The organism is Acetobacterium wieringae, from assembly GCF_001766835.1.
In the GTDB taxonomy this organism is placed as follows: Bacteria; Bacillota; Clostridia; order Eubacteriales; family Eubacteriaceae; genus Acetobacterium; species Acetobacterium wieringae.
The window spans coordinates 22,728-35,925 of sequence record NZ_LKEU01000037.1 but is presented as its reverse complement, the minus strand read 5'-3'; the positions used below and the strand labels follow the sequence as shown (position 1 = coordinate 35,925).

12 protein-coding genes are annotated in these 13,198 nt (G+C 43.7%); 9 read left to right on the top strand and 3 right to left on the bottom strand.

From position 1 onward, the window contains the following. The first annotated feature begins 278 nt into the window (after positions 1-278). Together leuS and ACWI_RS13885 are read left to right on the top strand one after the other, a co-directional pair. Positions 279-2,690 carry a leucine--tRNA ligase gene (gene leuS / locus ACWI_RS13890; protein ID WP_070372041.1) on the top strand — a complete coding sequence of 804 codons (2,412 nt, stop codon included), beginning with the start codon at positions 279-281 and terminating at the stop codon, positions 2,688-2,690. A gap of 5 nt (positions 2,691-2,695) precedes the next feature. After that, positions 2,696-3,160: a ribonuclease H family protein gene (locus ACWI_RS13885; protein ID WP_070372040.1), complete on the top strand. Its 465-nt coding sequence runs from the start codon at positions 2,696-2,698 to the stop codon at positions 3,158-3,160. A gap of 80 nt (positions 3,161-3,240) precedes the next feature. On the opposite strand, the gene ACWI_RS13880 is transcribed toward ACWI_RS13885, so the two are convergent. The 3 genes from ACWI_RS13880 to ACWI_RS13870 all read right to left on the bottom strand — a co-directional run bounded on the left by ACWI_RS13880 (position 3,241) and on the right by ACWI_RS13870 (position 6,239). Continuing rightward, positions 3,241-4,086, bottom strand: coding sequence for a DegV family protein (locus ACWI_RS13880; protein ID WP_070372039.1), 846 nt, complete (start codon positions 4,084-4,086; stop codon positions 3,241-3,243). 140 nt (positions 4,087-4,226) lie between these two features. Continuing rightward, entirely contained in the window at positions 4,227-5,363 is a 1,137-nt protein-coding gene (locus tag ACWI_RS13875; RefSeq protein WP_070372181.1) for an MGDG synthase family glycosyltransferase, read from the bottom strand. Between the two features lie 93 nt (positions 5,364-5,456). Continuing rightward, positions 5,457-6,239, bottom strand: coding sequence for a PP2C family protein-serine/threonine phosphatase (locus ACWI_RS13870; RefSeq protein ID WP_070372038.1), 783 nt, complete (start codon positions 6,237-6,239; stop codon positions 5,457-5,459). 139 nt (positions 6,240-6,378) lie between these two features. On the opposite strand from ACWI_RS13870, the gene ACWI_RS13865 reads away from it, so the two are divergent. The 7 genes from ACWI_RS13865 (at position 6,379) to ACWI_RS13835 (ending at position 13,114) form a co-directional block, all read left to right on the top strand. Continuing rightward, a complete protein-coding gene (locus ACWI_RS13865) occupies positions 6,379-6,789 on the top strand; it encodes a hypothetical protein (RefSeq protein WP_070372037.1) in 411 nt (136 codons plus the stop codon). A gap of 73 nt (positions 6,790-6,862) precedes the next feature. After that, the gene (mnmL, locus tag ACWI_RS13860; RefSeq protein WP_070372036.1) at positions 6,863-7,798 is read left to right on the top strand and encodes a tRNA modification radical SAM protein MnmL/YtqA; all 936 of its coding nucleotides are present in this window, start codon (positions 6,863-6,865) and stop codon (positions 7,796-7,798) included. Positions 7,799-7,803: 5 nt separating this feature from the next. After that, complete coding sequence (locus tag ACWI_RS13855) at positions 7,804-8,607, top strand: GTP pyrophosphokinase (protein WP_070372035.1); 804 nt, start codon at positions 7,804-7,806, stop codon at positions 8,605-8,607. Between the two features lie 82 nt (positions 8,608-8,689). Further along, a complete protein-coding gene (locus tag ACWI_RS13850) occupies positions 8,690-9,427 on the top strand; it encodes a YebC/PmpR family DNA-binding transcriptional regulator (RefSeq protein ID WP_070372034.1) in 738 nt (245 codons plus the stop codon). Beyond that, positions 9,420-10,103 carry a peptidoglycan-binding domain-containing protein gene (locus ACWI_RS13845; protein ID WP_070372033.1) on the top strand — a complete coding sequence of 228 codons (684 nt, stop codon included), beginning with the start codon at positions 9,420-9,422 and terminating at the stop codon, positions 10,101-10,103. Before ACWI_RS13850 ends, ACWI_RS13845 begins: the two co-directional genes overlap by 8 nt. 132 nt (positions 10,104-10,235) lie before the next feature. Further along, positions 10,236-11,729: a bifunctional ADP-dependent NAD(P)H-hydrate dehydratase/NAD(P)H-hydrate epimerase gene (locus tag ACWI_RS13840; RefSeq protein WP_070372032.1), complete on the top strand. Its 1,494-nt coding sequence runs from the start codon at positions 10,236-10,238 to the stop codon at positions 11,727-11,729. 191 nt (positions 11,730-11,920) lie between these two features. Next, positions 11,921-13,114 carry a cation diffusion facilitator family transporter gene (locus tag ACWI_RS13835; RefSeq protein ID WP_070372031.1) on the top strand — a complete coding sequence of 398 codons (1,194 nt, stop codon included), beginning with the start codon at positions 11,921-11,923 and terminating at the stop codon, positions 13,112-13,114. Positions 13,115-13,198: the final 84 nt, after the last annotated feature.

Sequence of the window (13,198 nt, the reverse complement as noted above, 5' to 3'; positions counted from 1 at the left end):
TTAGTATATCATAAGCGAAAAAAAAGCACAAATGATTGACAGCTGTTCCGCCCTTATTTATAATGAGGGTTGAAGATCATTAGGAGACCGGAAAAAGTTCGTCCCTTTTCGGGGGAGCGGATTTTTTTTTCGCAGCGGCGGATAAAATAAAGGATTTTTTATCTTTTAAAGATGTTTAATAGGCTATTGAACAGGTCGTCAAAAATAATAAAAGCAAAAGCTTACTGTTGTTCTGATTTAAGCAGGGAGATACAGGCAGGCGAGTAAATGGAGGAAATATGTCAACATACGAGCATAAAAGAATAGAAGAGCGCTGGCAGAAGCATTGGGAAGAAAATGAAACCTTCCGGATGGAAGAAAACTCAGATAAGGAAAAATTTTACGGACTGGTTGAATTTCCCTATCCCTCTGGCGTCGGGCTTCACGTCGGTCACGTACGTGCCTACACATCCCTGGAAGTGATTGCCCGAAAACGTCGGATGGAAGGCTTTAACGTCCTCTTTCCGATTGGCTGGGATGCCTTTGGCTTACCGACTGAAAACTATGCCATTCAAACCGGCCGTCATCCCCGGGAAGTGACTGATGAGAATATTGCAGTCTTTACCAATCAGTTAAAACGGATTGGCTATGCCTTTGACTGGGATAAAGAAATTGATACCACTGATCCCAGCTATTATAAATGGACGCAATGGATTTTTTTACAATTGTTTAAACATGGCCTGGCTTTTCGGGATCGAACCTATGTCAATTTCTGCAATGGTTGCAAGGTGGTACTGGCTAACGAAGACTTCCGGGACGGCAAGTGTGACCGTTGCGGTAGCGAAGTGGTGCAGCTGGAAAAAGACGTTTGGTTCTTAAAAATCAGAAACTATGCCGAAGAACTGCTAAAAGGATTGGATGACGTCGATTATCTGCCGCGGATCCGCCTGGAACAGGAAAACTGGATTGGTAAATCGGTGGGTGCTGAAGTTGACTTTACCATCGCCGGTTATGACAAAGCGCTGCGGGTCTTTACTACCCGGCCGGACACCCTGTTTGGCGCCACCTTTATGGTTATTGCGCCCGAACATCCACTGATTAACGAGCTGTCCGAAGCGATTACCAATATGGATGAGCTGGTTGATTATCAGGAACAGGCTAAACGCAAAACTGAATTTGAACGGGTGCAGTTGGCTAAGGATAAAACTGGGGTGCGGATCCTGGGCATCCAGGCGATCAATCCGGTGACAAATACTGAGATCCCGATTTTTATTGCCGACTATGTCATGATGGGCTACGGTACCGGTGCGATCATGGCTGTGCCTGGCCATGATACAAGAGACTGGGATTTTGCCAGAAAATTTAAGCTGCCAATTATTGAAGTTATCAAAGGTGGCGATGTTACCGAAGCGGCATATACCAATACCGATTCGGGCGAAATGGTTAACTCCGGCTTTTTAAACGGCTTGGAAGTCAAAGAGGCGATCCAGAAAACCATCGACTTCCTGGAAAAGGAAAAATTGGGTAAACGCACCATCAATTATAAAATGAAGGACTGGGCTTTTAACCGACAACGTTATTGGGGTGAACCGATACCGATTGTCCACTGTCCCAAATGCGGAATGGTACCGGTGCCTGAAGATCAGCTGCCGTTGGAATTGCCGATGGTGGAAAGTTATACCCCCACTGATACCGGTAAGTCGCCACTGGCCAATATCCCCGAATGGTATCAAACCACTTGTCCCGAGTGTGGTGGCCCGGCCGAACGGGAAACCGATACCATGCCCCAGTGGGCCGGTTCCAGTTGGTATTTCCTGCGTTATTTTGATAACAAGAACGATGAAGCCTTTGCCTCCCCGGAAAAACTGAAATACTGGATGCCGGTGGACTGGTATAACGGCGGGATGGAACACGTTACAAGACATTTGCTTTACTCACGCTTCTGGCATCAGTTTTTGTTTGACATTGGCTGTGTACCGGTGCGGGAGCCCTATACCAAACGAACCGCTCAAGGGTTGATTCTTGGCAACGATGGTGAAAAAATGTCCAAATCCAAGGGCAACGTGGTCAACCCCAATGTTATCATTGAGGAGTTTGGGGCCGATACCCTGAGAACCTACATTATGTTTATCGGGGATTATGAAAAAGCGGCGCCCTGGTCCGATAATGGTGCAAAAGGCTGTCGCCGCTTTCTTGATCGGGTCTGGAAACTTCAGGAGATTGTGACTGATGAAGCGGGCTATGGTCAGGTGTTGGAAACAGCCATTCATAAAACCATTAAAAAAGTCAGCGATGATTATGAAGAAATGAAATACAATACCGCGATTGCGGCGTTGATGACCCTGCTTAATGAATTCAACCGGGAAGGTTCAATTACCCGCGACGCCTTTAAGACTTTTCTGCAATTGCTCTATCCGGTCGCGCCCCATATCACTTCGGAAATCTGGCAGATTATGGACTTCGGTGGAACTCTTGATGATGCCGTCTGGCCGCAATATGATGAAGCTAAAACGGTCGATGATGTCATTGAAATGGCAGTTCAGATCAATGGCAAGGTGCGGGGAACGATTACCATTCCAGTGGCTGCCGATAAAGACGAAGCCAAAGCGATTGCTCTGGCTCAGGAAAATATCCAGGCGTATACCCAGGGGAAAACGGTTGTCAAAGAGATTTACGTACCCGGAAAAATTTTCAACATCGTGGTAAAATAGCAACGATGAAAGTGATTCATCTCTATACCGATGGGGGTTGCCGGGGTAATGGCAAGGAAGGTGAGAATCTGGGCGCCATTGGCGGGGTGCTGATTTATCCCGAAAAGAATGTGACCAAAGAGTATAAGCGGGCCTATGAAAATACCACCAACAATCAGATGGAGTTGTTGGCGGTGATTGAAGGCCTGAAACTATTAAAGGAGTCCTGTGAGGTGCATATTTACAGCGATTCAGCCTATGTCGTCAATGCCTATCTGCAGAACTGGATTGGCAGCTGGAAGGCCAAGAACTGGAGTCGGGGTAAAGCCGGGGCGTTAAAAAACCGGGAAATCTGGATCGAGCTGGATCAGCTGGTCAACCGCCATAAGGTCATTTTTCACAAAGTTAAAGGCCATGCTGACAATCCCTACAACAACCGGGCTGATTTGCTGGTAAATCAGGCCATGGATGAGTACCGACTGACGGAATAATGCTAATAATTTAGTTAAAAATAAAGGACTTAAACCAAATCTGGCTTAAGTCCTTTTATTTATGTGATTTTAAGCGTTTATTAAAAAGCCATGAGCAGGCCTTTATCGTTGGAATAGTAGGTGGTTAAGCCGTGCATCGGAAAGATGTAAATTTCTTTGAGATCAAAGCGTTTTTCCAGCAGATCCTTGAGAATTTCAGCCTGACTGAGATTATTGCAATGGGTAATGACCACCGGAAACTGGGGTTGGGTCTTGATTTTTTCTTCAACCATGCTGGCAAGACTGGACAGGGCTTTTTTGATGCCCCGGGCCTTAGTGACCAGCTGAATTTCGCCTTTATCATCAGATCTGAAAATGGGCATGATTGAGAGTGCTGAAGCGACTGCGCCAGCCACTCGATTCATCCGGCCGCTCTTAACCAGATTAGAAAGATCCTGGAGTAAAAACCGTAGATTCAGAGTCTCCAGATAAAGGGATAATTTTTCACTGATGGTGTCAAAATCCATATCGCCGGTTTTGATCAGATCCCGGAGTTTCATCACCATTAAAATCATCACCGGGGAGGTGGCGTGGGTATCGAAGAGGCTGATTTTTAGGGAATCATCTTCTTCAAGAACCATATTTTTAGCAACCCGGGCACTGTTGTAGGTGCCGCTTAATCCAGAAGTCATGGTAATCACATAACTTTCCTTATTTTTTCGCAGTTCAGCCGCAAAATCCTCGGGGGAGGGGCATGACGAGGAGGTCGCTGTTTTTTCAGCTTTCATTGCGGCAATCAGTTCTTTGGGATTGAGGGTTTCATCATCGATAAATTCGTGATTGCCAACGATTATTTTTAAAGGAACCAGCGAAAAATCAATCCCGTCCTTTTCCAGAAAATCTTTAGGTAAATCACATGAGCTATCACTGATTATTCGTGGTTTCACATTTAATTCCTCTTTTCAATCATTTATCTTTAGAGATTTATCTTTACGATGCTGATCAGCAGAGCAGCTAAAGTTCACATTCACCTGTCAGTAAACAAGCCAATGGTAAACGAATATGCTTAAAAAGAGCTTTCGTTAGTTTAAATGGATTCTGTCAGATATGGAACGCCATCTGCTAGTGTTAACTGAGTTAGAACGTCCTGGGTGATCAGGTTGGCTGCATGACCATAATAAATTTTGCTCAGACTGTTTTTTATTGAAAAACGTTTAATTTCGTTTTCCTTGAGTGCATCAATGGCAAGGATCAGTTCATTAAAATTATTGGCAACAACTGCGGCCCCCTGTCGTTTAAACCAACAGGCATTTTCGCCTTCCTGACCAGGGGTGGGATTATAAAGAATAACCGGAATTTTTTTGGCTACCACCTCACTCAGGGTGATGCCGCCAGGTTTGGTGACCATCAGATCACCAGCAGTATAAAATTCATGGATATCCGGAACAAAACCGAAGATCCGGGTATTTTGCAGGTTTTCCATTTCAAGTTCCCGTTGGAGATGTTGATTTTTGCCGCAGATGACAATGGTCTGGAGATTATTCATCCGATCAGTCCGTTGACAAATTTCCTTGATGTTTTTCAGTACCCCATAGGTTCCAGCAAAAATGATCAGGATTTTTTTATGGGGATTGAGATTATATTTTTTTAGAATGGCCTGACGGTTTTCCCTGGCATAGAAAGCGTCCCGGATGGGAATCCCGGTTTTTAAGATTCTTTCCCGAGGAATGCTCTCGCCGATCAGCGTCTCTTCAACGTTTTCGCAGGCGACATAATAACGATCGGTTTCCTGATGAATCCAGGGTTTAGGAATACAAAAATCAGTGACAACGGTAAAAAGCTTGATATGGGGGTAATTATCTTTTTTTAGAATGGCTGAGATGGTATAGCCATAAGTATTGATAATACAGTCCGGTTTAAATGCGTCAACCATTTTTAATAAGGCTTTGCTGGTAAAATTCCAGAGGTTGTACATCAGTTTATTATGGGCATATTCTTCGACATCGTAATAAACCCGTTCGTAAAAGCTGCTACCAATCGAATAGGAAAGCAGATAGGATTTTTCAATCATCCGGTTGAGCGTGGGATTGGTTTTATCGAACAGATCCTCAACCGAGACAAGATGACCCCGGGCTTCAAAGCTTTCTTTAAGGGTTTGGGCTACCATTTTATGGCCCGACCCGTGGGAGCAGGTTAAGATTAATATTCGTTTAGGTTCTAACATGGTAATCCGTCCTTTCATGAGATTTTTGGCGAAAACCTCCAAATAACGTATACCATTAGTTTAGTCAGAAAGGATTAGATTTCCATTAGAAAACTAGTCATCGACCTCGATCCCTAAAATGCAGATATCATCGGATGGGGGCTGACCCTGTTTGAATTTGGCACAGGCATCAATGATATGGCTGCCCAGAAGGTTGATCGGCAGATCCGGGTTCTGTTTGACAACTGAGATGATCCGGTCCATTGAGAACTCTTCCCGCTCAGGATTTTTGGCATCGACGAGACCGTCGGTAAAGAGCAGCAGTTTATCGTTTCGGGAAAAATTGATGCGCATATCAAAATAGTGCATGGTTTTCATAAATTGCTGCAATCCCAGCATCGGCAGGTTGGGTTTAAGCAGCTCGATCTTGTGATTGGCTTTTAAAAGCACTGCATCGGGATGTCCAGCGTTGGCAAAATATAAAACCTCTTCACTGGGATCCAAGACCAGAGCGATGGCGGTAAAGAAGGTGTTGTCCATTTGCTGGCTGATATCGGACTCAATCTGCTTTAACACCAGGCTGGGAGACTGGTTGATGCGACTGTCTTTCATGGTATAGGAATAGCTGAGTTTGATCATGCTGGTAATCATTGCCGCATCGATACCGTGACCGGTGGCATCAGCGATCAAAAGACTGATCTTGCCATTATCCATAAAATGAAAATCATAGAAATCCCCACCGACTTTGCGAAAGGGTTTTAAATAACTGTAAAAATGATAGTGATCGGACACAAATGAGCCCGGGGACGGAATAATCTTCTTTTGTAGGTTTTGTGCAAATTGTAATTGTTTATCAAAAAGTGACACAAGCGATTCATAGTGATCTGAGGTATTCAAACGGTGACCTCCGTAAGGTTCAATTTTTTTTATTATAGCATATTATTTTGAAATGTAATGCTGATTTCTTTAAAAATGATTGAAATTATTGATACTTACCCTTATAATGAAGTTATCAATATGAAATGAGGTGTCTAAAATGATTGAATTTGTATACGGTTCAAAAGGAAGCGGCAAAACAAAAAAAATGATTGACATGGCAAACACTGCGCTGGAGACCTGCGAAGGGGATATCATTTTTCTTAATGACAGAGACAAATATCGAGTAAAAGTAGATACTAAAATCAGATTCACAAACCTGGAGGAGTTTGGCATCGTTGGAACAGATCAGCTTTTTGGCTTCATTAGCGGGGTTATTGCAGAGAATTATGATGTAAAAATTGTTTTTATTGATAATACCTTACGGCTGATTGATTATCAGTCACCAGAGGACATTTGTAAAATTGTTCAAAAAATTCAACAACTTACAGAAAAACATGATATAAAATTCGTTCTCAGCTTAAGCTGTGAAAAAGAAGAATTGCCAGAATGTGTCACTAAATTAATATAAACGTTTCAGACGAACCTGATTAGCAATAAAACGGTTCGTCTGTTTAATCTTATTGAGGAAATAAATAAAACCCATGACAGACTATCGATATAACATCTATTCGATTTGGCTCAAAGAACGCTATGGCGAAAAAGTATATAAGATTCCAATCAATATCCCGGTGACCTGCCCCAACCGCGACGGTACCCGGGGGAGCGGTGGCTGTGTCTATTGCGGTGCCAAGGGTGGAGGCAACGAAACCTTGTCGGATCAGTTGTCCGTCAGCGAACAGCTGGAAAAAAATATTGCCTATATTGGCAAACGCTATCACGCAAAAAAGTTTATAGCCTATTTTCAGAGCTTTTCAAACACCTATTGTGAATTTTCAGACTTTAAGAAATGGATTCTGGCAGCGCTTCGCCCGGATGTAGTGGAGATTTCGGTTTCAACCCGGCCGGATTGTATCACCGACGAGCAGCTTTATTTTCTGGAAACAGTTAAAGCCGAACAGGGCGTTGAGGTAACAATTGAGTTGGGATTGCAGAGCGCTAACGAAGAAACCCTGAAAATCATTAAGCGGGGGCATACCCTGGCTGACTACGAACAGGCCATCGATCGGATTAAAGCAGCCGGTCTGTTAACCTGCACCCATATGATTCTGGATTTACCCTGGGATAGCGAAGCTGATGTGATCAGCGGTGCGAAGCTTTTATCCCGCAAAAAAACTGATTTTGTTAAGTGTCATAGTTTATACATCGAAAAAGACACGCTATTGGAACAGTGGTATCAAGACAGAAAGCTGACACTTCTCCCGAAGGATGACTATATCACCCGGGGAATTTTATTTTTGGAGTATCTTGACCCCAAAATTGTGGTACAGCGGCTAATTGGCCGGGTGCCCAAAGAGGACTCTGTTATTACCAACTGGAATACCAGCTGGTGGAAAATTAAAGATGAGCTTGACGCTCGCATGGAGCAGGAAAATAATTACCAGGGACGAAAATTCTCTGGGAAAAATAAAAAGAGGTAAAGTCCTTGGGAACAAAATATTGGCAAGAATTTCTCATCCCTTATCATCAGGCAGTGGATGAGATCGTATTAAAATTCACAAGTTTAAAAGAGCAGTATGAGAAAATTGGTGAATACTCCCCGATTGAATCGGTTTATGGCCGGGTTAAGAGCGTGGCCAGTATTCTGGAAAAAATTAATAAGTATGGCGTTGATATTGAAGCCCTGGAGGAAACCATTCAGGACATTGCCGGTATTCGTATTATGTGCCAGTTTGAAGAAGACATTTACGAGGTCGTTGAGTTGATTCGCAAACGGACAAACTGCGATATGGATGTTGTCAAGGTTAAGGATTATCTGAACGAAGCCAAGCCAAGCGGCTATAAAAGCTATCATCTGATTATCCGTTACCCGGTTTTTTGTGTGTCCGGTAAGCAGTCCATCCTCGTGGAAATTCAGATTCGTACCCTGGCCATGAACTTCTGGTCGATCATCGAGCATTCCTTAAACTATAAATATAAAGAAAACATCCCGGAAGCCATTAAAATGCGGCTAATCAATGCGGCCAATGCCGTCAACGAAGTGGATCGGGAAATGTCATCGATCCGTGAGGAGATCCAAAGTGCCCAGCGGCTGTTTGGTATTAAATCCAGTCTGGTTACCAGCATACTCGATAATATTGGCCATTTATACAAACTCAATCATGGTGATAAGGCCTCCCACTACGAAAAAATATTTGATGACCTGTTTGCTCAGGAGGACATTATCCAGTTGATCTTACTGCGAAAAGAACTGGAGTCGGAAGTCAATAAGATTGAGGCAGAGGTTTAAGAATCAAAAAACATGCTTGTTAAAAAAGAACAGTATGTTATAATAACACATTGTAAAACATATATAAACGAGGAGGTTGTCGATGTCTGGACATTCAAAATGGTCGACTATTAAACACAAAAAAGGAAAAGCAGACGCGAAACGCGGTCAAATCTTTACCAAGTTAGCAAAATATATTGCGGTGGCATCCCGGGAGGGTGGCAGCGATCCGGATATGAATGCAAAATTAAAAGAAGCCATCGCCAAAGCGAAGGCTGCCAATATGCCCAATGACAACATTGACCGGGCGATCAAAAAAGGTGCCGGTGAATTGCAGGGTAGTGTCTATGAAGAAATTACCTATGAAGGTTACGGACCGGGTGGCGTTGCGGTGATTGTTGAGACCCTAACGGACAACAAAAACCGGACTGCTGGCGATGTTCGTCATGCCTTTGATAAAAATGGCGGAAATCTCGGTACCAGTGGTTGTGTGGGTTTTCTGTTTACTAAAAAAGGCCAGATCATGATCGAAAAAGCTGATGGTCTGGATGAAGAGGCACTGATGATGCTGGCTCTTGATGCCGGTGCCGAAGATATTGAAACTGCTGAAGAAGGTTATGAAATCAGCACCGAGCCGGTGGATTTTGGCCAGGTTTGTGATGCCCTGAAACAGGAAGGCTACGAATTGGCTTCGGCTGAAATTGCCATGATCCCATCCACCGAAGTCGAACTGATCGATGCCACTGAAATTAAAAAAATGTTAAAAATGATCGATATGTTTGATGATAATGAAGATGTTCAGGCAGTTTGGCATAACTGGACAGGTGAGGAAGATGAATAAAAATACCCCGTTCAAACGATTTAAAGATGTTTTTCTTTATATCGTGATGACCATATTTTTGATTTTTTTGACTTCATCCTTTGTGATTGAGGATGTCTATTCGGCTGCGGATCAGTTGACCATGACCGAAAAGGGGATTTCTGATGTTTATTCCATTGCCGTCGGGATGGAACCCGAAATGCTGACCATCAATAATGGTGAAGCGGAGAGCGAAGATAAGACAACAGAAATTAAAACCGACGATGGTACTACCATCGTTATAACCGAATACACGTTGGGTGATAAAAATGAAGAGATTCTTGAATATCAACAGATCTTATATTCACTGGGTTTTCTGATCAGTCAACCCTCCAGTGAGCTGACAGAAGAGGTGCAGACGGCGATTAAAACCTATCAGGCGATGAAGGGTCTGGAGCAAACCGGGAAGCTGGATCGCTCCACCATTATCTCTTTGGTTGCCGAAGACGTTAAATTTGAAAAAGGCGACAGCGGAAAAGTGCTGCAAACCTATCAGCAGATTTTAGTGGCCCAGAAATATCTGGCCGCCGAGTCGGCCACGGGAACCTTTGATGACGCCACTGAGACGGCGGTGAAGGCTTTCCAAAAAGCTAATGGGCTCACCGAAACCGGAAAAATTGATGCTAAAACCATCAAAGCACTTGATGCATTAAGATAAAATTAAATAGGATTATCATAAAGCCGTCAGAATTGGCGGCTTTATTCGTTTGATGGTTTACAAAAACCGTCTATTTGATATAATGACAATACACATAGGATTATTTTTCATGGATGGGAAAAGAGGAAAGAAATGAAAGTTGTCACACCAAAAGAAATGGCGGTTATGGATCGCCATGCCGTAGCTGCCGGGACACCCAGCATTGAATTGATGGAACGGGCGGGGCATGCTTGCGCCGAAGTTATCAAGGTAGATCTTGATGAAAAGGCTCAGATTATCATTTTGTGCGGACCAGGCAACAACGGTGGTGATGGACTGGTCATCGGCCGGTCATTGATTGAGGATGGTTATACCGTCCATTTATTCTTGACTGCAGATCGGGAAAAATTGTCGGAAGACAGTCAGATCAGTCTTAAGCGGCTGGAAGATAAAAATATTCCCATCCGCACCCTGCAGGATGACGCTGATTTGGAAGATCTGAGTCTGATTATGAAACGGGCTACCCATGTGGTTGATGCCATCTTTGGTACTGGCCTGGCGGATAAAGAAATTCCGGCCAGTTACAATCGCATCTTTGATCTGGTTAATGATTTTGATCGGGAGAAAATTGCCATTGATATTCCGTCTGGCCTCAGGGGCGATATTGGTTTGACCATTGGAAATGGGATTTTTGCCGATAAGACCATTGTGATCCAGAATTATAAAACCGGTTGTCTGTTAAATGATGGACCTGATTATACTGGTGATACCATTCTGATTGATATCGGGATTGATGAAAACAGCATTCCCAATGAAAAATACTATACTCAGGAAAGTGATCTTAAATTTCCGCAGAAACGAAAAAAGAATACCCATAAATACGATTACGGCTCAGTGGTTGTGATTGCCGGTTCCAAGGGGATGAGCGGGGCTGGAATCCTCTCAATCGAAGGGGCCCTGAAAAGCGGTGGCGGTCTGGTGACTTGCTATGTGCCCCAGGATATTTATATTCCGGTGGTGGCCCGGGCCCCGGCTGAAGCTTTGATTAAGACCTATGACTGTAATATTACCTCGGACGACATCAAGCATGACCGCAAAAAGGTAATTTTAATTGGACCGGGGATTGGCCGGGCCAAGAATTATAGCTTTATTCTGGAGCATTTACTGGAAGGCAGTCTGCCGGTGGTGATTGATGCCGATGGGATTCATCATCTGGCCGTGGTGGTGGATTCTTTAAAAGAATCAAAAACTCCGGTGGTTATTACCCCTCATTTTGCTGAGTTTTCCAAGCTTATTGACGTGCCTCGGGAAGACATCTTAAAAGATCCTATTGGGTACGGTCAGAAATTTGCGATGGAATATCAGGTCGTGGTGGTATTAAAAGGATATCGGACGATGATCTTTGGAACCAATGGCGAAATCTGGTTTAATTCCACAGGAAATCCGGGAATGGCCACGGGTGGCAGTGGCGATGTTCTGGCCGGGATGATTGCCGGAATTGCCGGACAAAACGTCAATCTTTTTGAAGCTGCCCGGGCTGGCGTTTTTTATCACGGCAAGGCTGGGGACTATTATGCCGAGCATTTTGGCCAGAGTACCCTAACCGCACATAGCATTATTGAATCCTTAAAATATGTTTTAAAGTAAGTTGTTCAAAATCCCGGAATTACCGGGATTTTTTCTCTTTGTTTGGTGATTTGAAGATTTTGGGTTATAATAATCAGATGAAGTTAATGGCTAAATTTACCAGTTTTTTAAAAACGTGGCCAGGAATTTAGTGGTATCGGATAATTGAATTTGGGATAACTGGAGTGAATGATCTGGGAAGGAATAGCGTTGTGACAAATATATTAGTAAGAAAGCTGATCAAAAATTATGAGAATACCGGAAATTCCCGGGTGCGGGAAAACTACGGAAAATTGGCCAGTATCATGGGGATTGCTTCAAATCTGTTGCTATTTTTCATTAAAATAACTATCGGACTGGTTTTTAACAGCATTTCGATCACCGCCGATGCGGTCAACAATCTGTCCGACTCCGGCTCATCACTGGTGACCCTGCTGGGTTTTAAACTGTCCGGCAAACCGGCCGATGCCGACCATCCCTTTGGTCATCAGCGGATGGAATATATTTCCGGATTGGTGGTTTCCTTTATTATTCTTTTTTTAGGGTTACAGCTGATTGAGAGTTCGTTTGATAAAATTCTCCATCCGGAATTGCCCCAGTTTAGCATGATTACGGTGGTGGTTTTGATCATTGCGATTTTGATTAAGCTGTGGCAATGCCTGTTTTATCGAAAAATCGGGAAAACCATCAACTCGCTGACGCTGATGGCGACTGCCATTGACAGCCGCAACGATATTCTGGCAACCTCGGCCGTATTGGTGGCAACCATCATTACCTATTTGACCGGCTTTGACCTCGATGGTTATATGGGGGTGGTGGTGGCCATTTTCATTATCATCAGTGGCATCAATCTGGTTCGTGAAACCATCAGCCCGCTTCTGGGCACAGCGCCGTCGAATGAACTGGTCGATCAGATTTATGAAAAAATCCGTAGTTACGAACACATCATTGGTCTTCATGATCTGATGATTCATAGCTATGGGGAAACCCAAACCTATGCCTCAGTGCACTGTGAGGTACCGGCGGAACTCGACTGCCTGATCAGCCACAGTGTCATCGATCAGATTGAACGGGATTTTCTTAAAGATCTGAACATTCATCTGATTATTCATCTTGATCCGGTTATAACTAACGATGAAAAAACGACGGCGCTGAAAGAACAGGTGGAACAGACCATTGCCGGACTTTCACCGGAGATTCACATCCACGATTTTCGAGTGGTGTGGGGGTATAACCATTCCAACCTGATTTTTGATGTGGTGGTTCCCTACGATGCACCGTGGAGTGATGAGGAGCTGAGCATGATGATTGCCAATGAAATATACAAAATAAACCCGACCTATCACGCCGTGATTACGGTTGATTATAATCACTATGTCCCCAATCAGGACGAGTTTTGTGTTTAAATCGGTAGCCGGGCAAGCAAGTCCCGATTAATTTATTCAGATAGGTAATTGAGAAATAAAAAGCACTGAACAATGGTTGCTTTG